The organism is Arthrobacter sp. AOP36-A1-22, assembly GCF_052377615.1.
Taxonomy (GTDB): domain Bacteria; phylum Actinomycetota; class Actinomycetes; order Actinomycetales; family Micrococcaceae; genus Arthrobacter_H.
The window spans coordinates 24,110-43,982 of the sequence record NZ_JBQSWX010000016.1; the positions used below are offsets into that span (position 1 = coordinate 24,110).

Sequence of the window (19,873 nt, forward strand, 5' to 3'; positions counted from 1 at the left end):
TGCGAGCGGTTCGCGCAGTCCTCTCTCCGGAGGGCCCGCGGACAAGCGGGGTGGTACCGCGAGAACCGGCAACCGAATGCCGGGAATCGTCCCCGCATCGAGAACACCAGGCGTTGTGACCCGACGCCGAACCGATGCCAGGACTGCCGCTGATGAGTTTGTACCCCAAGGCCTCCACCGATCCGCAGAACGTCACGCCCGCCTCGCCGCGGTTCCCCGAGATCGAGGAACGCGTACTGAAGTACTGGGACGAGGACCACACCTTCCAGGCCTCCATCGACGCCCGACCCGCCGGCACCGACGGGTCCAATGAATTCGTCTTCTATGACGGTCCCCCCTTTGCCAACGGACTTCCGCACTACGGCCACCTGCTCACCGGCTATGTGAAGGACCTCGTTGCGCGCTACCAGACCCAGCGTGGCAAACGCGTGGAGCGCCGCTTCGGCTGGGATACCCACGGACTGCCCGCCGAACTGGAGGCGATGAAGCAGCTGGGCATGACCGATAAGCAGCAGATCGAGGCCATGGGCATCGACAAGTTCAACGACGCCTGCCGTTCCTCGGTCATGAAGTATGCCGGCGAATGGCAGGAATACGTCACCCGCCAGGCCCGCTGGGTGGACTTCGACAACGACTACAAGACGCTGAACGTCGACTACATGGAATCGGTCCTCTGGGCCTTCAAGCAGCTGCACACCCAGGGCCTGACCTATAACGGCTACCGGGTGCTGCCGTATTGCTGGAAGGACGAAACCCCGCTGTCCAACCACGAGCTGCGCATGGACGAGGACGTCTACAAGGACCGCCAGGACCAGACCGTCACGGTCACCTTCGGCATCTTGGCCGGAGAGAGCGAGATCTCCCGGCAGCTGGCGGGAACCCAGGCAATCGCCTGGACCACCACCCCCTGGACCCTGCCCACCAACCAGGCCCTCGCCGTGGGACCCGAGGTCTACTACGTCGTGGTGCCCGCAGGACCTGCCGGAACCAGTGCGGCGGGGGAGTCCTTCATGCTGGCCTCGGATCTGCTCGGGGCCTACGCCAAGGACCTGGGGTACGAGGACGCGGCGTCCGCCGCCGAAGCAGTCACCGCCACCTACCGCGGCTCCGAATTGGAGGGGCTGGAATACGAGCGGCTCTGGGATTACTTCGCCGACGACGAGACCTACGGCACCGCGAAGTCCTGGCGGATCCTGGTCGCCGACTACGTCACCACCACCGACGGCACCGGCATCGTCCACCAGGCTCCCGCCTACGGCGAGGAGGACCAGAAGATCTGCGAGGCCAACGGGATCCCCGTGGTCCTCTCGGTCGATGAGGGCGCCAAGTTCCTGCCGCTCTTCGCCGGAGGCCCGTTGGCCGATATCGCCGGCGTCCAGGTCTTCGACGCGAATAAGGCCATCATCGCTGACCTGAAGTCCTCGGCCCGGCTGGTCCGCCAGGCCAGCTACGTGCACTCCTACCCGCATTGCTGGCGCTGCCGCACCCCGCTGATCTACCGGGCCATCTCCTCCTGGTACGTCGAGGTGACCCAGTTCAAGGAGCGGATGAGCGAACTGAACCAGCAGATCAACTGGATCCCCTCCAACGTGAAGGACGGACAGTTCGGCAAGTGGCTGGAAAACGCCCGTGACTGGTCCATCTCCCGCAACCGCTACTGGGGCAGCCCGATCCCCGTCTGGGTCTCGGACAACCCCGATTACCCGCGCACCGACGTCTACGGTTCGCTGGCCGAAATGGAAGAGGCCTTCGGCCGGCTGCCGGTGAACCACGAGGGCGAGGTCGATCTGCACCGTCCGTTCATCGACGAACTGACCCGGCCCAACCCGGACGACCCCACCGGCGGATCCACCATGCGCCGGGTCGAGGACGTGCTGGACGTCTGGTTCGACTCCGGATCCATGCCCTACGGGCAGGTGCACTACCCGTTCGAGAACAAGGACTGGTTCTCCACCCACAGCCCGGCGGATTTCATCGTCGAATACATCGGACAGACGCGCGGCTGGTTCTACATGCTCCACGTGTTGTCCACGGCGTTGTTCGACCGCCCGGCCTTCCGCAACGTGATCAGCCACGGGATCGTGCTGGGCTCGGACGGACAGAAGATGTCCAAGTCACTGCATAACTTCCCCGACGTCAACGAGGTCCTGGACCGTGACGGCTCCGATGCGATGCGCTGGTTCCTGATGTCCAGCCCGATCCTGCGCGGCGGGAACCTGGTGGTCACCGAACAAGGGATCCGCGACGGGGTCCGCCAGGTCATCCTGCCGTTGTGGAACGTCTACAGCTTCTTCACCCTCTACACCAACTCCGCGAACTCCGGGGCCGGCTACGAGGCGAAGCTGCGGTATGACGGGTACACCGACACGCTGGACCAGTACCTGCTGGCCAACACGGGTCAGCTGGTGGCGGAGATCGGCGCCCATATGGACGCCTACGACGTCTCCGGGGCCTGCGACGGGCTGCGGCACTACCTGGACATGCTCACCAACTGGTACGTCAGGCGCAGCCGCGACCGCTTCTTCGCCGAGGACACCGATGCCTTCGACGCCCTGTACACGGCGCTGGAAGCCCTCTGCCGGGTCGCCGCACCGCTGCTGCCGCTGATCACCGAAGAGATCTGGCGTGGTCTGACCGGCGGGCGTTCGGTCCACCTGACCGACTGGCCCGAAACCGGCACCTTCGCCGCGGATCCGGAGCTGGTGGCCCGCATGGACAGGATCCGGCAGGTCTGCTCGACGGGCTCCAGCCTGCGCAAGGCCGCCAAGCTACGGGTGCGGTTGCCGCTGCAGGAGCTCACCGTCGTCGTTCCCGCCTCCTCCGAATTGGAATCCGGAACCGAGGTCATCGCCGATGAACTGAACCTGCGCCACGTCCGGCTGGTCGACGCCGCCGACGCCTCCCCGGAGGAATTCGGGATCGAGCAGAAGCTGGTCGTCAACGCCCGGGCCGCGGGACCCCGGCTGGGCAAGAACGTCCAGGTCGCCATCAAGGGCTCCAAAACGGGCCACTGGTCACTGACCGACGGGGTCGTCACCTCGGGCGGACTGGAGCTGCAAGACGGCGAATACACCCTGGAGACGGTGGTCGCCGACGGGGACGACAACGGGTCCACCGCCGTCTCGATGCTCCCCGGGGGAGGCTTCGTGGTCCTGAACACCGAGGTCACCGCCGAACTCGAGGCCGAAGGCACCGCCCGGGACATGGTCCGGTCGATCCAGCAGGCCCGCAAGGACGCCGATCTGCACGTCAGTGATCGGATCCTCACCACCATCAATGCCCCGCAGGACATCATCGACGCCCTGCACGCCAACGCCGAGCTGGTCAAGCACGAAACCCTGACCCTCGATCTGGAACTGATCCCCGGCGATGTCGACACCACCATCTCGGTAGAACGGACGGTTGCCTGAATGAGCCCCGACCACGACGAGTTCTCGGTCCAAAGCGTCTACGCCGAACTATTGGGCCGCGCGCCCGAGAACAAGATGGAGCCGCGCATGGCCCCGATGTTCCGGGCCATGGAGGTCCTCGGCGAGCCCAACAGGGCGATGCCGATCATCCATGTGACCGGAACCAACGGCAAGACCTCCACCGCACGGATCATCGAACAACTGGTCCTGGCCCACGACCTGCGGGTCGGCCGGTACACCAGCCCGCATCTGTCCAGCGTGACCGAACGCATCAGCATCGACGGGGAACCGGTCTCCGACGAGGACTTCGTGCGCAACTGGGATGAGATCCGGCCGTTCCTGGGAATCGTCGACGCCGAACTGGAGGAGGCCGGTCAGAACCCGCTGACCTACTTCGAGGCCCTGACGATCCTGTGCTTCGCGGTCTTCGCCGACGCCCCCGTGGACGTCGCCGTCATCGAGGTCGGCCTGGGCGGGATCACCGATGCCACCAACGTGGCCGACGGGCAGGTCTCGGTCATCACCCCGATCTCCCTGGACCACACCGACCTGCTCGGGGACACCGTGCACGAGATCGCCCTGGAAAAGGCGGGCATCATCAAGGCCGGAGGATTCCTGATCTCCTCGGCCCAGGAGCCCGAAGCGGCCCAGGTCCTCCTGGAGGCCGCCCGCGACACCGGGGTCCCCTTCCGCTTCGAAGGCGTGGAGTTCGGCGTGGAGTCCCGCCAGCTGGCCGTCGGCGGGCAGTCGCTGACGATCCAGGGCATTGCCGGACGCTATGAGGATCTGGCGCTGCCGTTGCACGGGGCCCACCAGGGGCAGAACGCCGCCGTCGCCGTGGCTGCGATGGAGGCCTTCCTCGGGGGCGGGGAGAAGGCACTGGAAGAGGATCTGGTCCAGCTGGCCTTCGGGAACGTCTCCAGCCCGGGACGGCTGGAACTGGTGCGTTCGGCCCCGACCGTCCTGGTCGACGCCGGACACAACCCCGCGGGCCTGGCCGTCTCGGCGCAGGCGGTGAAGGAGGCCTTCGACTTCAGCGCCCTGGTGCTGGTGGTGGGGATCCTGGCCGAAAAGGATGCCCCGGCGATGCTCGACGAGCTGTATCTGCAATACGGGGAACTCGTCCAGGACATCTGCCTGACCCAGTCCACCTCCCCCCGGTCCATCCCGGCCGAAGAACTGGGGGAGCTGGCCCTGAAGGCCGGGTTCAGCGATGCCGGCATCCACGTCACCGATCGTCTCGACGACGCCCTGGAATGGGCGATCGGGCGCTCCGAATCCAGCGAGGAACTCACCGGTGGCGTCCTGATCACCGGATCGATTACCGTCGTTGGCGAAGCACGCACCCTGTTAGGAAAGTAAGCACCCCATGGCACGCATGACCAAAGCCCAGCGCGAGTGGCGCCCCGGGATGAAGAAGAAGCGCCGCTCCACCCGGGTGCTCTTCGCCTCCACGGTCCTGGTGCTCGAAGCCGGTGTCGCGTTGTTCGCCACCTTGGCGGTCTTCGGGCTCTACCGGGACACGATCGACCCGCTGCTGATCTTCTTGACCGGCGGATGGATCATGGCCGTGTGCATCATCGCCTGCGCCTTCCTGACCAAACCCCTGGGCTACTGGATCGGCTGGATCGTCCAGATCCTGCTGATCCTGCTCGGATTCGTGGACACCTCGATGTTCGTCATCGGGGTCCTGTTCGCCTTGTGCTGGTGGTACGCCGTCACCAAGGGCCGGACCATCGATCTGGAGAACGCCGAACGGGACCGGCGCCAGGCCGAATGGGAAGCCGCGAACCCCGAGCCCGAAACCGACCACTAGACTGGTCACCGACCCCACGCAGCATAGAAGGAGCACCACCGTGTCCACAGAACGCACCCTTGTCCTGGTCAAGCCCGATGGCGTGAAGCGCCAGCTCACCGGCACCATCCTGTCCCGCGTCGAGGCCAAGGGCTACCGCCTGGTCGAACTCAAGCAGGTCCAGGCCACCCGCGGGATACTCGAGGCGCACTACGAGGAGCACGTCGGCAAGCCGTTCTACGAGCCGCTCGTGGAATTCATGCTCTCCGGTCCGGTCGTGGCCGCCATCTTCGAAGGCGAACGCGTCATCGAAGGCTTCCGCTCCCTGGCAGGGGCCACCGAGCCGACGGCTGCCGCCCCCGGCACCATCCGCGGTGACCTCGGCCGCGACTGGGGCGTGAAGGTCCAGCAGAACCTGGTGCACGGTTCCGACTCCGTCGAGTCGGCCGAACGCGAGATCGGGATCTGGTTCTCCTAGCACCTTCCACCCTCCCACGACGTCGGCCGCCGCACCCCTGCCGGGGGAGCGGCGGCCGACGTCGTCCGGCCAGGGCGGCGGCGCTCTATCCGAAGAACACCTTGGCGAACGTGACCAGGATCGACCCGGCACACAACAAGACGATCAACGCGGCGATCACCCAGTGCCATTCGGCCAGGAACCGGCGCAGCCCGGCGGGTGCGGGAACGACCCCGTGGCTGATGTTCCTGACGGTGGTGTAGGTGAACAGGACGATCATCATGGCCCAGACGACCATGCAGTACGGGCAGAGGATCCCGATGACGTAGAGGGCCTGGAACCACAGCCACCCGATCATCGCCATGGCCAGGGTGACCCCGACCTGCAGACCCACGTAATACCAGCGGGGCAGCCGGGCCCCGGCGATGAGCGTGATGCCGATCGTGGTGACCACCGCGAAGCCGGCGACGCCGATCAGCGGGTTGGGGAAGCCGAACAGTGCCGCCTGGGCCGTCCGCATGACGCTGCCGCAGGAGACGAAGGGATTCATGTCGCAGGAGGTGACGTAGTCCGGGTCCTTGTAGATCTCCAGCCGTTCGAGCGTCAGCGCCGAGGACGCGATCCAGGACACGAAACCGGTGATGGCCAGGATCCACCCGAACACCGGTTCCCGGGCGTAACCGGGAAGGGCCCCCTCGGCCGCGGGGCTCACGGCGGGGACCGGTTCGTTCCTGTTCGGGGCATGCTGGGCCACGCGGGGCTCCTCGGGTCGATCGGGGCGGCGGCGGTTGCCGCCATCCACTTCGATTCTAGGCCCGGGGCCCGGGGCATGGACGGTAGACTTGTCTGGTTCGCCAACGTGAGAGAAGTGTAGTGTCGCAGATTCCAACCCAGGCCGCCGATCCCCGGATCATCGACCAGTCCTCCCGCCGTCGTACCTTTGCGGTGATCTCGCACCCGGATGCGGGCAAATCCACGCTCACCGAAGCGTTGGCCCTCCACGCCCGGGTGATCGGGACCGCCGGGGCCACCAACGGCAAGTCCAACCGCAAGGACACCGTCTCGGACTGGATGCAGATGGAGAAGGACCGCGGGATCTCGATCAGCTCCACCGCCCTGCAGTTCGAGTACCGAGACACGGTGATCAACCTGGTCGACACCCCCGGCCACGCGGACTTCTCGGAGGACACCTACCGGGTGCTGGCCGCCGTGGACTGCGCGGTGATGCTCATCGATGCGGCCAAGGGCCTGGAAGTGCAGACCATGAAGCTCTTCGAGGTCTGCCGGCAACGGAATCTGCCGATCATCACCGTGATCAACAAATGGGACCGCCCCGGGCTGGAATCCCTGGAGCTGATGGACGAGATCACCGAACGCACCGGATTACGGCCCATGCCGTTGACCTGGGCGGTAGGCATCGCCGGGGAATTCCACGGCGTCGCAGACCTGCGCAAGAACGAATACGTCCGCTTCACCCGTAATTCCAGCGGGGCCTCCCTGGCCCTGGAGGAACATTTCACCCCCGAACAGGCCCTGGAGGCCGAAGGGCAACTGTGGTCCGACGCCCTGGATGAGGCGTCGCTGCTCGAAAGCCCGGGAGGGTTCGACCTGGAGAGCTTCCATGCCGGGACGGCGACCCCGGTGCTCTACTCCTCGGCGGCACAGAACTTCGGGGTCCGGCAGATCCTGGACACCCTGGTGGACCTGGCCCCCTCGGCCGCCCCGCGCGCCGACGCCGACGGGGAAGTCCGACCGGTCGATGCCCCCTTCTCCGGCTTCGTCTTCAAGGTCCAGGCCGGCATGAACCAGGCCCACCGCGACCATGTGGCCTTCATCCGTGTCTGCTCGGGGATCTTCGAACGCGGCATGGTGGTCACCCACGCCAATACCGGAAAGCCGTTCGCCACCAAGTATGCCCAGCATCTGTTCGGTCGGGACCGCGAAGTGATCGACCAGGCGTGGCCCGGGGACGTCGTGGGACTGGTCAACGCCTCGGCCCTGCGGGTCGGGGACAGCCTCTATGAGGACGCGCCGGTCACCTACCCGCCCATTCCCTACTTCAGCCCGGAGCACTTCCGGGTGGCCCACGCAAAGGATCCCAGCCGGTATAAGCAGTTCCGCCGGGGGATCGACCAGCTCGAGCACGAGGGCATCATCCAGGTGCTGCGTTCGGACCGGCGGGGCGATCAGGCGCCGGTGCTGGCGGCCGTGGGACCGATGCAGTTCGAGGTCGTCGAAGACAGGATGGCCCAGGACTTCAACGCCCCCATGCGGATGGAGGCCCTGGGGTACTCGTTGGCGCGATTGACCACCAAGGAGGCGGTGACGGCGCTGGCGCCGGTCCGGGGTGTCGAGGTGATCATCCGTTCCGACGGCGAGTACCTGGCGTTGTTCAACGACGTGTGGGCGCTGCGTCGGGTGACGAAGAACCACCCGGACCTGCCCTTGACCCGGATCGGTGTCGACCAGGACGCCGCCGTCTGAGCCCTTTGGGATGATCCGCCGGCGCCGGCCACCGACTCGGGATTCGACGCGTATGAGACAATGGCAGTGGTTGGTGGCGAATCCACAGTTTGTTTCCAACCCAACTACAGGATTCCGGGCCCTCACGCGATGGATCACCGTAGGCATCGACCCTGATGCCGGCGGATGAAAACCGCGGACGGTCGCCGCAACAGAAAGCGGCTCGCCCGGGGAACTGGGTTGGTTTCCCGGGCCGCCGTACCCGCCGACGTTGGTACACCTCGGGAAATATGAAAACTGACTTCCGGGGATCGGAAGGCCGACGAGGCCGCGGTTCCCGAACCGATCGCCGGCGTCCCGGCTGTGGAGGGTACTCCGGCTAGGAGCATGGCCTTTCATGGAAGCAACGAACGAAGAGCTGAATGGGCCGGCGCAGTCGTCCCTTCCGATGAATGACGACACCGCCGCCACCACCGAGACCGCCGAGGCCCCCCAGACGCCGGCACCGGCCAAACGCGCACCGCGCAAACGGGCCACCACCCGCAAACCGGCCACCGCCGCCGCCAGCGAGCCGGAGCCCGAAGCCGCCGCCACTGCGGAAGAGCCCGCCACCGCACCGGCCAAGAAGACCACCCGGGCACCCCGGACCCGCAAACCGGCCGCCACGGCAGCCAGCGAGGACGAGGCCACCCAGACGGCCGGACCGGACGCCGACGCCGAACTGCCCAAGAAACCAGCCAGGGCCCCCCGCACCCGCAAGACCGCCGCGTCCACCACCGCGGACGCCGAGCAGACCGTGGCCACCGAAACCGGCGGCGACGCTTCCGCCGACCCCGCCGCCGAGAGCCCGGAAGCAGCGAAGACCCCGGCAAAGAGCACCGGGGCGCGCAAGGCACCGGCGCGCAAATCCCGCGCCGCCGCGGCCAGCCCGAAGACCACCACGGCAGAGGAAACCGGCACCGCCGCACCTGCCGCGGAGGCTCCCGGTGAGCCGGCCGCCGAAACCAGCGACGAAACAGCCACTCCGGCGGATCCGTTCGCCGTCCCCGACTCGGCGATCTCCGTCCTCTTCCAGGCCCCCGATCTGGCCACCGCCGCCCCCGAGGCGCGGTCCGCGGAGGAGCCCGGCTCCGAGGAGAGCCACGACAGCGGTTCGGGCAACCGGACCAGCCGCCGCAACCGCTCCCGCTCCCGCGACGACGCACAGAACCGCGACGAGGGGCCCGAGGCGGGGGACTCGACCGAGGAGGCCGGCACCAGCTCACGGCGCCGCCGGCGTCGTCGGCGCGGGGACTCGGACCTGGAACTCAGTGGCGGCAACGACGACGACCCGCCCAACACGGTCACCCGGGTGCGTGGCCCCCGGGCCGCCGCAGATCCGGCACCGTCGAACAAGGTCACCAGCGTCAAGGGTTCCACCCGGCTCGAGGCCAAACGCCAGCGCCGTCGTGATTCCCGCGACTCCGGTCGTCGACGCCATGTCATCACCGAAGCCGAGTTCCTGGCCCGCCGCGAATCGGTGGACCGGCAGATGGTGGTCCGCCAGCGTGATGAGCGCATCCAGATCGGCGTCCTGGAAGACGGGGTCCTGGCCGAGCACTTCGTTTCCAAGACGCAGCAGGATTCGCTGATCGGCAACGTCTATGTGGGCAAGGTGCAGAACGTCCTGCCCTCCATGGAGGCCGCCTTCATCGACATCGGCCGTGGCCGCAACGCCGTGCTCTATGCCGGGGAGGTCAACTGGGATGTGGCCGGGCTCGAGGGACAGCCGCGGCGCATCGAGCATGCGCTGAAGTCGGGGGACCCGGTGCTGGTGCAGGTCACCAAGGACCCGGTCGGCCATAAGGGGGCCCGGCTGACCAGCCAGATCTCCCTGCCCGGACGCTACCTGGTCTATGTGCCCAGCGGGTCGATGACCGGCATCTCACGCAAGCTGCCCGACGTGGAACGCAACCGCCTGAAGAAGATCCTCAAGGACCACCTGCCGCAGAACGCCGGGGTCATCGTGCGCACCGCCGCCGAAGGGGCCAGCGAGCAGGAGTTGATGAACGACATCAACCGGCTGCGCGCCCAGTGGGAGGAGATCGAGGCGAAGTCCACCTCGACGAAGACCACCCCGCCCGAGCTGCTGTACGCGGAACCGGATCTGACCATCAAAGTCGTCCGCGACGTCTTCAACGAGGACTTCTCCAAGCTGATCGTCTCCGGCGAACACGCCTGGGACACCATCGAGGCCTACGTGACCTACGTGGCGCCGGACCTGTTGGACCGCCTGGAGAAGTGGACGAGCGACGAGGACATCTTCGCCGCCCGCCGGCTGGAGGAACAGATCCACAAGGCCCTGGACCGCAAGGTCTTCCTGCCCTCGGGCGGCTCACTGGTCATCGACCGGACCGAAGCCATGACCGTGGTGGACGTGAACACCGGCAAGTTCACCGGCAGTGGCGGCAACCTCGAGGAAACGGTGACCAAGAATAACCTCGAAGCCGCCGAGGAGATCGTCCGTCAGCTGCGGCTGCGCGATATCGGCGGGATCATCGTCATCGACTTCATCGACATGGTCCTCGAAGCCAACCGGGATCTGGTCCTGCGCCGGCTCGTCGAGTGCCTGGGCCGGGATCGGACCAAACACCAGGTCGCCGAAGTCACCTCGCTGGGCCTGGTGCAGATGACGCGCAAGCGCATGGGCACCGGACTGCTGGAGGTCTTCAGCGAAAACTGTGAAGCCTGCAACGGCCGCGGCGTGGTCACCCATGACGAACCGGTCGAACATCGCCGGGCGTCGAACCAGCAGCAAGACCAGAACAACCAGAAGCGCAACGAGCGCAAGCCACGCGGGAACCGCCACGGCAAGGGCGGGGGAGCAGGCACCGAGCAGACCCCCGAGCAGTCGGCACCGGAGCCGAAGAAGCACGACCCGGAGGCGGAGGCCAAGGCCGAAACCACCCGGGCCGCGTTGGCTTCCATCGCCGCCGCCACCCAGGCGTCCCACGAGCAGACCGGGGAGACGAAGCAGCGGGACGGGCACGACGCCGGGACCTCCGCCGCGTCCGGCCAGGGGGGCACCGACGGGCAGGATGGCTCCGACTCCGGTTCGCGCCGTCGTGGACGCGGGCGCTCACGCGGACGTGGTCGTGCCGGCTCGGCCGAAATGTCGCCCACCAGCGGGTCGGGGGAGCAGCCTGGGGACACCGCAGGCACCTCCACCGCCGCCTCCAGCCGCGAGCAGGGCCCCGGATCAACGCAGTCCGGTCAGGGCCCAGGCCATGACGCGACGGCGGAGGCCGGGACTGATGGGGAAGGTCCCGTGGTGAGCATCGCGGGAGAGGAAGTCCGTCTGCCGGGCGCCCGTCGCAGCCGCCGGGCCACGGCGCCCACGCAGACCCCCGATCTGACGCTGGAATCCTTGAGCGCCGCCTTCGGCGGCACCCCTGAGCCGTCCCGGGAAGCCGATCACGAACCGGCTCCCGCGGCCAAGCAGGAACCGGCTGCCGTGGCCAAGCAGGAACCGGCTACAGTGGCGTCGGCACCGGCGCAGGAGCGTTCCTCCGCCGTGGCCGCAACGCCGCCGGCCACCAGCACCCCGGCACGCCGTCCACGGCGCAGCCGGGCGGCATCCAGCGCCCAGGGGAGCGCGAACACGCCGATCGAGCGGGTGGAGGCCACGGCGTCGACCCCTGCCGCAGGCACCAGCCACGTGGCCAAGCTCGAGCAGTCGGAACCGGAAGCGAAGAAGAAGGCCTCCGAGGACGCGCCGATGATGTTCGGCGTCGGGGTACCGGCCTCCGAGCTGTAACCGGATCGGACGAGGCTGCTCGTCGGCAGGAACCATGCGTGGGGCGGGACCCGGTCGATCGGGTCCCGCCCCCACGCGTTCCCGCCCCTGCCTTGCGGCGGAACCACTGCGGGGCCGGGACACAGGGGAAGGCCCGCCGTTCGCGGTCCGCGGGTCGGGAAGGTACCGTTAAAAGGTGCTTCACCCTCCCGGGGGTCTTGACGACCCGCCGTCGGAGGATGTATTTGCTCCTGCGGACCGAAATAGCGTAATCTAGATCCTCGGTGCATGCGCCGCTCATCGGATTTTCCGCTCGGCGTGACAGCACAGCGCTTATCCCCGATCGGTTGGTCCGGTGGAATGTGCGCAGTAAGAGTAATAGACGTCGAGAGAAGTGAGTTCCCAAGTGGTGTACGCGATTGTCCGCGCAGGCGGCCGGCAGGAAAAGGTTTCCGTAGGAGACTGGGTGACCCTTGACCGCGTCCCCGAGGCAGCTGGTGGAACCATTGAGCTCCCAGCACTGCTTCTGGTAGACGGCGACAAGGTCACCTCCGCTGCTGCCGACCTGGCGAAGATCACCGTGACTGCCGAGGTTCTCGAGAACCTCCGTGGCCCGAAGATCGTCATCCAGAAGTACAAGAACAAGACCGGCTACAAGAAGCGCCAGGGTTTCCGTTCCGCACTGACCAAGGTCAAGGTCACCTCCATCGCCTAAGGCGACGGAGACCAGATCACCCACGATTCAAAGGTAGGCACATTCAATGGCAAGTAAGAAGGGCGCGAGTTCCACTCGCAACGGCCGCGATTCCAACCCTCAGTTCCTGGGCGTCAAGCGCTTCGGAGGCCAGGTGGTTTCCGCCGGTGAAATCATCGTTCGCCAGCGCGGTACCCGTTTCCACCCCGGCGCGAACGTCGGCCGCGGTGGCGACGACACGCTGTTCGCACTGGCAGCCGGCTCGGTGGAGTTCGGCACCCGTCGCGGCCGTCGTGTCGTGAACATCGTGGATGCCGGCTAGTTTCGGCAGAACCGAATTTAGCTAGACTGGAGGGCGGGCCGCTTGGCCCGCCCTCCAGTTCTTTTTATCACCGGCCGTAGCACGGACCAGCAGGACCGTAACGGCCACCCAATAGAGGAGTCCCAGTAGTGGCAGCGTTCGTAGACCGCGTAGTCCTTCACGTTTCCGGCGGAAACGGAGGGCACGGTTGCGTGTCGATCCGTCGGGAGAAGTTCAAGCCTCTCGGCGGGCCCGATGGCGCCAGCGGTGGCAAGGGCGGCGACGTGATCATCCGCGTCGACCCCCAGACCACGACCCTGCTGTCCTACCACCATTCCCCCCACCGGCACGGTGGCAACGGCGAACCGGGCCGGGGAGACATGCAGCCCGGCCGCAACGGCGAGACCCTGATCCTGCCGGTGCCCGACGGCACCGTGGTCAAGGACCGTGAAGGAAACATCCTGGCCGACATGGTCGGCGCCGGCACCGAATACGTGGCCGCCGCCGGCGGCATGGGCGGACTGGGCAACGCGGGGCTTGCCTCACAGAAGCGCAAGGCCCCCGGGTTCGCCCTGCTGGGCGTCCCCGGCGGGGAACAGGACATCGTCCTGGAACTGAAGTCGGTCGCCGATATCGCGTTGGTGGGCTTTCCCTCGGCCGGCAAATCAAGCCTCATTGCCGCCATGTCCGCCGCCCGTCCCAAGGTCGCCGACTACCCGTTCACCACGTTGATCCCCAACCTGGGCGTCGTGCAAAGCGGGGACGTCAGATTCACCGTCGCCGACGTCCCCGGACTCATTCCGGGCGCCAGCCAGGGCAAGGGCCTCGGACACGAATTCCTCCGCCACGTCGAACGCTGTGCCGCGCTGGTGCACGTCCTGGACTGTGCCTCGCTGGAATCGGACCGCGATCCGCTCAGTGATCTGGAGGCCATCGAGGCGGAACTGGCCGCCTATGCGACCGACTCCAGCTATGCGGGCTCCGATGGCACCGTGATCCCGCTGAACGACCGCCCCCGCTTGATCGCCCTGAACAAGACCGACATGCCTGACGGCTCGGATATGGCCGAGTTCGTCCGCGCCGATCTGGAGTCCCGCGGCTACCGCGTCTTCGAGGTCTCCGCCCTGGCCCGGACCGGGCTGAAGGAACTGGGCTATGCCATGGCCGAGCTCGTCACCGAAGCACGCACCGCATCGGCCGAGGAGCCGGCCCAGGTGGAAGTCCCGGTGCTGCGCCCCCGGGGCGTGAACCGGGCCCCCTTCACCATCCACCGCGAAGAACGCAACCTCGAGCCGCTGTTCCGTGTCGAGGGTGAAAAGCCGGTCCGGTGGGTCAAGCAAACCGATTTCAGCAACGACGAGGCCGTGGGCTACCTGGCCGACCGACTGGCCAAGATCGGTGTGGAGGACAAGCTGTTCAAGGCCGGGGCGAAACCCGGGGACGCCGTGGTCATCGGCGACGATGACAACGGCGTGGTCTTCGATTGGGAGCCGACCATGGCCGCCGGCGCCGAACTGCTGGGATCACGTCGTGGACAAGACGACCGGTTCGACGACGGCAGCCGTCCCACCCGTGACCAGAAGCGTCAGGACCACCAGGATCGCAAGGATGCCCGGGCCGCGGCCCGCGCCGAACTGGAGAGCGAACGCAAGGCCGGCGTGTGGACCGAATCCGTGAACCCGAAGAAGCAGGGTTCACCCAAGGACAGCGGGAAGTGAACCGGCAGAACCGCCTTCCCTCCTCGATCCGCCACCGTTCGCAACTGACCGAGGCGACCCGGATCGTGGTCAAGGTCGGTTCCTCGTCACTGACCACCGTCAACGGGGGGATCTCCGAGGATGCCCTGAACCGGCTGGTCGTTGAACTCTCGGCGGTGCGCAACGGGGGGATCGAACTGATCCTGGTGTCCTCGGGCGCCATAGCCGCCGGCATCGCCCCGCTGGGACTGAGTCGCAGGCCCCGGGACCTGGCCACCCAGCAGGCGGCCGCCGGCGTCGGGCAGGGACTGCTGATGGCCAAATACACCCAGGCCTTCGGCGCGCACGGGATCACCGTCTCCCAGGTGTTGCTCACCGCCGATGACCTGATTCGCCGGCAACAGTATGCCAACGCCTTCCGGGCTCTAGGCCGGTTGCTGACCCTGGGGGTCGTCCCCGTGGTCAATGAGAACGACACCGTGGCCACCCACGAGATCCGCTTCGGGGACAATGACCGGCTCGCCGCACTGGTGGCCCACCTGGTCAAGGCCGATGCCCTGATCCTGCTCTCGGATGTCGACGCCGTCTATGACGGTCCACCGGCGAAGGGAGCCAGCCGCATCGCGGACGTCGTCAGTGCCGCGGACCTCGACGGGGTCAGCATCGGCACCACCGGGGGCTCCGGGGTGGGGACCGGCGGCATGGTCACCAAGGTCGAAGCGGCCACCATGGCCGCGGACTCCGGCATCCCCACGCTGATCACCTCGACGGATCAGGCCGGCCGCGGCCTGGCCGGCGAGGATGTCGGCACCTGGTTCTCCGCCCGGGGCGGACGCCGCCCGGCCCGGATGCTCTGGCTGGCCCAACTGGCGAACACCCAGGGCGGGCTGATGCTCGATGACGGGGCGGTCGCCGCGGTGGCCTCGGGGGCGCGCTCGCTGCTGCCGGCGGGCATCACCTCGGTCAGCGGGGATTTCGAAGCCGGAGACGCCGTGGAGATCACCGACGCGGAAGGCACGGTCGTCGCCCGCGGCCTGGTCAACTACGCCTCGGAGGAACTCCCGGACATGCTGGGACACGGCACCCGGGAACTGGCCAGGACCCTCGGGTCGCATTACGAGCGCGAAGTCGTCCACATCGATGACCTGGTGGTCCTGCGACCGCCCGTGCGCACCCGGAAAAAGCAGACCCCACCGGCCGCGGAGCCCCGGGCCTGACACTGTTGCTCAACAATCGCCACCGTCCCCCTGGAGCCGACTAGGCTTGGGTCATGAGCCAGAGCGTCACCGATTCCACCAGTACAGCCGAAGACATCGCCCATCAGGTTGGTCTACGCGCCGACCGAGCCCGCCAAGCCTCCCGCGTGTTGGCCCGGGCCACCCGTGATTGGAAGGACCGCGCCCTGCGGGCCATCGCCACCGCCCTGGATGAGCGGCGGGCCTCCGTGATCGCCGCCAACGCCGAGGACCTCGAACGCGGGCGGGCCGCCGGCACTAGCGAAGGCCTGCTCGATCGGTTGAAACTCGACGACGCCCGCGTCGACGGCCTCATCTCGGCCCTCGAGGAATTGGCCGGACTGCCGGACCCGGTGGGTACCGTCCAACGCGGGCAGACCCTGCCCAACGGGTTGCGGTTGCGGCAGGTCCACGTCCCGATGGGAGTGCTCGGGACCATCTACGAGGCGCGCCCGAACGTCACCGTCGATATTGCCGGGTTGGCACTGAAGAGCGGCAACGCGGTCCTGCTGCGCGGGGGTTCGGCCGCGGCCCGCTCCAACGAGGCGCTGCTGTACCTGATCCGTGATGCCCTCGAATCGGTGGGACTGCCCGCCGACGTGGTCCAAAGCGTGGATGACTTCGGCCGGGCCGGGGCCACGGCCCTGATGGGGGCCCGCGGCAAGGTCGACGTGCTGATCCCGCGGGGCGGACACGAACTGATCCAGACGGTGCTGCAGAACGCGCGGATCCCGGTCATCGAAACGGGGGAGGGCAACGTCCATATCTTCGTCGACGCCACGGCCACGGCCGAATCGGCCTCGGAGATCCTGCTCAACGCCAAGACGCAACGCCCCTCCGTGTGCAACACGGTGGAGACCCTGCTTCTGCACGCGCAGGCCCCTGCCGCCGGCGAAGTCCTGCGGGCCCTGTCGAAGGCAGGGGTCACCCTGCACGGCGACGAACGGGCGATGGCCCTCATGGAGGGGCTCCACGCGGTCCCGGCCACCGCAGAGGACTGGTCCCGCGAATACATGGACCTGGACCTTGCGGTGGCGGTGGTTGATGACTTGGACGGGGCCCTGGACCATATCCGCACCTGGACCACCGGGCACACCGAAGCCATCCTGACCAACGACCTGGCCAACGCCGAACGGTTCGTCGCGGAGATCGATTCGGCGGCCGTGATCGTCAACGCCTCCACCCGTTTCACCGACGGGGGACAGCTGGGACTGGGGGCCGAAGTGGGCATCTCGACCCAGAAGGTCCACGCCCGGGGCCCCATGGGTCTGCGGGAGCTGACGACCACGAAGTGGATTGTCCAAGGAGATGGCCACATCCGTTCGTAGAGTGCCTGCCGGGTAGGTAGGATGGTAAGCAGACATCAGACGATCGACGGATCGCATCGCCCGTTGGGGGCGCCGGTCGACGACGGGCACGAAGGAGAAAAATGCTCACGCAGGTCTTGGGTACGGTCATGGCAAGTGGCGCGGAGGCCGAGGTTGCCGGAAACGAGGGCATCTGGCCCTTTCTCATCGGTGGGGGAATCTTCGCGATCTTCCTCCTGATGCTCTTCGTCGTCGTCTCATTCACCAACGTCGGCAACCGCCACGAGGGACATGCCGAGATCCCCGACTCGCATAAGCAGTTCTCGAACAAGCACGGCCACGACGATCTCTAGGCGGGCTGGGGCGATCGGGTCCCGGCGCCCGGTCCGCCTCGGTGTCATGGGCGGGACGTTCGATCCCATCCACCACGGGCACCTGGTGGTCGCCAGCGAGGTGGCCGCGGAGTTCGACTTGGACGAGGTCGTGTTCGTTCCCACGGGTCAACCGTGGCAGAAGTCGGGAAAAGACGTCGCCGATTCCGAACACCGCTACCTGATGACGGTGGTGGCCACGGCCTCGAACCCACGCTTCACGGTCAGCCGGGTGGATATCGACCGGCCGGGACCCACCTACACCATCGACACCTTGCGCGATCTGCGTCGGCTTCGACCCAACGCCGAGTTGTTCTTCATCACCGGGGCCGATGCGCTGGAGCGGATCATGTCCTGGAAGGACATCGACGAGCTGTGGAGCCTGGCGCATTTCGTCGGGGTCACCCGCCCCGGGCACGAACTACCGGACCTGGGGCGTACGGACATCAGCCTGTTGGAGGTCCCGGCCATGGCGATCTCCTCGACGGCCTGCCGGGACCGGGTCAAGGCAAATAAGCCGGTCTGGTATCTGGTGCCCGATGGGGTGGTTCAGTACATTGCGAAATATGAGTTGTATCACTACGACGGCGACACCTGAGGGGGATTGCCTGGAATGGACAACATGAGCGACGATTTGGGGCTCCCGCCGACGCGGCGGTCCCTGCGTGAACAACGCCGTGCCAGCGAGACCGCTGACGGCCACCACGAGGGTGGGCACCTGTCGGGCGAAGACCCGGCTGAGCAGCCCGAGCCGCGCTCATCCGAGGACACCAACCAGCTCGACCGCATCGCTCAGGCCAACCGCAGCCGACGTGCCGCCGACGTCCCCTTCGACATGGTGCCCGACCGTGAGGAACACAGCGAAGCAGGCGAACGCAGCTCGTTGCAACGGGCCCGCGACCGGGAGGCACTGAAGAGCCGCCGGGAAGCCGAAGCGGCCCAGAAGCCCGCGCCGGCAGAGGTCCGCCCCGCTGGCGATGAGCCGGCCCCGCTGACCCGTCGGCAGCTCCGTCTCCAGGCCCTGGCTGCGGCCAGGGCTGCCGCCTCGACCGCGGAACCCGAGGCCGAGGTGGACTCCGGGTCCCCGTCGACCGAGAAGCCCGCGGCCGAGCGCACCGCACAGGGGCAGGAATCACTCAGCGTCGCGGAGGCCCTGGAAGCCCGCCGGCAAACCATCCCTGACCAGCCCGGGGACCCCGAGGCCGAAGCCGCTGCTGCCGAGGACCACGATGACCTGGAGGTCCTGGCCAAACAGCGCGAACTGGCCGCCCGTGCGGCCATCATCAGCCGACGGGTCGCAGAGCGGGAGCGCCTGAAACGGGCCCACTCCACCCGCAGTGCCGAAGACCAGGCAGGGGACCCGTTCACGGGGGCCATGGACCGGTTGCGCAGGGAAAAGGCCGAGAGGGATCTGGCCAACACCGGAATCAACGCTCCCGAAACCAGCGGCTTCCATCTCCAGATGCCCGCGACCGGCAAGGGGCCAGCCGTCGCTGCGCCGACGCCGGGAACGGGCCACGAGGACCCCGTGGGTGAACCCGCGGCCGCGGAACCTTCGGACCCGGCCTCCGAGGAGCCGGGCCGCGGGGCTGCCCGGCAACCGGTCAGCGCCAGTTCGGCCCAGGGCCTGGATCCCTTGGACTACCGCAGCAGCGGGGTCCGGCGGGCCAACGTCTGGGCGTGGGCGGTGCTCGGGGTACTCCTGGTGGGTGCCGCCGCCCTGACGGTCGGCATCATCATGATCACCACCAACGGCTAGTCGTCGACCGATGACCAGCACCACCACCCGAGGAGCCACATGGCTGCAACAGAATACTCACTGAGCGTCATCAACACCGCAGCATTGGCCGCGGCCGAGAAGTTCGCGGAGAACCAGATCGCCCTGGACGTCAGCGAACGCCTGGGCATCACCGATGCCTTCCTGATCGCTTCGGCAGAAAGCGAGCGGCAGGTCAACGCCATCGTCGACGGGATCGAAGAGGCGCTGATCGAAAAGCATGATCTGCGTCCCGTCCGTCGAGAGGGCAGGGGACTGGGCCGCTGGGTCCTACTGGACTACATCGACGTCGTCATCCACATCCAGCACCAGGAAGACCGCGTCTTCTATGCCCTGGACCGCCTGTGGAGCGACTGCGCCGCGATCGAACTGCCGGCTGCCGCCCGGAGCGTGGCCGTGGTTGAGGACCCGGAGACCTCCGCCTAGTAGGGGGAGGCGATTTGCGCGGGCTAAATTCCGTGCCCTATGATGGATGAGTTGTCCGGTCGGAAACGAAACCGGCGACTCCCTTTCGGGGGTATGGCGCAGTTGGTAGCGCGTCTGCATGGCATGCAGAAGGTCAGGGGTTCGAATCCCCTTACCTCCACCGAA

General features: G+C 67.3%; 16 protein-coding genes and 1 tRNA gene. 16 read left to right on the forward strand and 1 reads right to left on the reverse strand.

The window, feature by feature from the left end; all coding sequences use genetic code 11:
- Positions 1 to 152 precede the first annotated feature (152 nt).
- From ileS to ndk, 4 genes are read left to right on the forward strand one after another with little or no spacing between them, the layout of a single operon-like run.
- The gene (gene ileS, locus ACT3S2_RS10545) at positions 153 to 3,410 is read left to right on the forward strand and encodes an isoleucine--tRNA ligase (protein ID WP_444553660.1); all 3,258 of its coding nucleotides are present in this window, start codon (positions 153 to 155) and stop codon (positions 3,408 to 3,410) included.
- Positions 3,411 to 4,772, forward strand: a complete 1,362-nt coding sequence (locus ACT3S2_RS10550) for a bifunctional folylpolyglutamate synthase/dihydrofolate synthase (protein ID WP_444553659.1) — start codon at positions 3,411 to 3,413, stop codon at positions 4,770 to 4,772.
- A gap of 7 nt (positions 4,773 to 4,779) precedes the next feature.
- The gene (locus tag ACT3S2_RS10555; protein ID WP_444553658.1) at positions 4,780 to 5,226 is read left to right on the forward strand and encodes a DUF4233 domain-containing protein; all 447 of its coding nucleotides are present in this window, start codon (positions 4,780 to 4,782) and stop codon (positions 5,224 to 5,226) included.
- 40 nt (positions 5,227 to 5,266) lie between these two features.
- Complete coding sequence (gene ndk, locus ACT3S2_RS10560) at positions 5,267 to 5,683, forward strand: nucleoside-diphosphate kinase (RefSeq protein ID WP_444553657.1); 417 nt, start codon at positions 5,267 to 5,269, stop codon at positions 5,681 to 5,683.
- Between the two features lie 85 nt (positions 5,684 to 5,768).
- On the opposite strand, the gene ACT3S2_RS10565 is transcribed toward ndk, so the two are convergent.
- Complete coding sequence (locus ACT3S2_RS10565; RefSeq protein WP_444553656.1) at positions 5,769 to 6,416, reverse strand: vitamin K epoxide reductase family protein; 648 nt, start codon at positions 6,414 to 6,416, stop codon at positions 5,769 to 5,771.
- A gap of 119 nt (positions 6,417 to 6,535) precedes the next feature.
- Between ACT3S2_RS10565 and ACT3S2_RS10570 the strand changes: the two genes are divergently transcribed.
- The 12 genes from ACT3S2_RS10570 to ACT3S2_RS10625 all read left to right on the forward strand — a co-directional run bounded on the left by ACT3S2_RS10570 (position 6,536) and on the right by ACT3S2_RS10625 (position 19,868).
- Positions 6,536 to 8,146, forward strand: a complete 1,611-nt coding sequence (locus ACT3S2_RS10570; protein ID WP_444553655.1) for a peptide chain release factor 3 — start codon at positions 6,536 to 6,538, stop codon at positions 8,144 to 8,146.
- A gap of 376 nt (positions 8,147 to 8,522) precedes the next feature.
- Positions 8,523 to 11,921, forward strand: a complete 3,399-nt coding sequence (locus tag ACT3S2_RS10575) for an Rne/Rng family ribonuclease (RefSeq protein ID WP_444561677.1) — start codon at positions 8,523 to 8,525, stop codon at positions 11,919 to 11,921.
- Positions 11,922 to 12,306: 385 nt separating this feature from the next.
- Positions 12,307 to 12,615, forward strand: coding sequence for a 50S ribosomal protein L21 (gene rplU, locus ACT3S2_RS10580; RefSeq protein WP_444553653.1), 309 nt, complete (start codon positions 12,307 to 12,309; stop codon positions 12,613 to 12,615).
- Between the two features lie 46 nt (positions 12,616 to 12,661).
- Positions 12,662 to 12,916, forward strand: coding sequence for a 50S ribosomal protein L27 (rpmA, locus tag ACT3S2_RS10585; RefSeq protein ID WP_086996933.1), 255 nt, complete (start codon positions 12,662 to 12,664; stop codon positions 12,914 to 12,916).
- 128 nt (positions 12,917 to 13,044) lie between these two features.
- The gene (obgE, locus tag ACT3S2_RS10590) at positions 13,045 to 14,613 is read left to right on the forward strand and encodes a GTPase ObgE (protein ID WP_444553652.1); all 1,569 of its coding nucleotides are present in this window, start codon (positions 13,045 to 13,047) and stop codon (positions 14,611 to 14,613) included.
- Positions 14,610 to 15,809, forward strand: coding sequence for a glutamate 5-kinase (gene proB, locus ACT3S2_RS10595; protein ID WP_444553651.1), 1,200 nt, complete (start codon positions 14,610 to 14,612; stop codon positions 15,807 to 15,809). The genes obgE and proB overlap by 4 nt, the downstream gene beginning before the upstream one ends.
- Positions 15,810 to 15,862: 53 nt before the next feature.
- Positions 15,863 to 17,155, forward strand: a complete 1,293-nt coding sequence (locus ACT3S2_RS10600) for a glutamate-5-semialdehyde dehydrogenase (protein WP_444553650.1) — start codon at positions 15,863 to 15,865, stop codon at positions 17,153 to 17,155.
- Between the two features lie 101 nt (positions 17,156 to 17,256).
- Positions 17,257 to 17,487 carry a hypothetical protein gene (locus tag ACT3S2_RS10605; RefSeq protein ID WP_444553649.1) on the forward strand — a complete coding sequence of 77 codons (231 nt, stop codon included), beginning with the start codon at positions 17,257 to 17,259 and terminating at the stop codon, positions 17,485 to 17,487.
- Positions 17,426 to 18,103, forward strand: a complete 678-nt coding sequence (gene nadD, locus ACT3S2_RS10610) for a nicotinate-nucleotide adenylyltransferase (RefSeq protein ID WP_444553648.1) — start codon at positions 17,426 to 17,428, stop codon at positions 18,101 to 18,103. Before ACT3S2_RS10605 ends, nadD begins: the two co-directional genes overlap by 62 nt.
- A 24-nt stretch (positions 18,104 to 18,127) precedes the next feature.
- Positions 18,128 to 19,264 (forward strand): hypothetical protein, encoded by a 1,137-nt coding sequence (locus ACT3S2_RS10615; RefSeq protein ID WP_444553647.1) that lies wholly within the window; start codon positions 18,128 to 18,130, stop codon positions 19,262 to 19,264.
- A gap of 39 nt (positions 19,265 to 19,303) precedes the next feature.
- On the forward strand, positions 19,304 to 19,708 hold the full coding sequence (rsfS, locus tag ACT3S2_RS10620; protein ID WP_301443556.1) for a ribosome silencing factor: 405 nt from the start codon (positions 19,304 to 19,306) through the stop codon (positions 19,706 to 19,708).
- A gap of 87 nt (positions 19,709 to 19,795) precedes the next feature.
- Positions 19,796 to 19,868, forward strand: a tRNA-Ala gene (locus ACT3S2_RS10625).
- Positions 19,869 to 19,873: the final 5 nt, after the last annotated feature.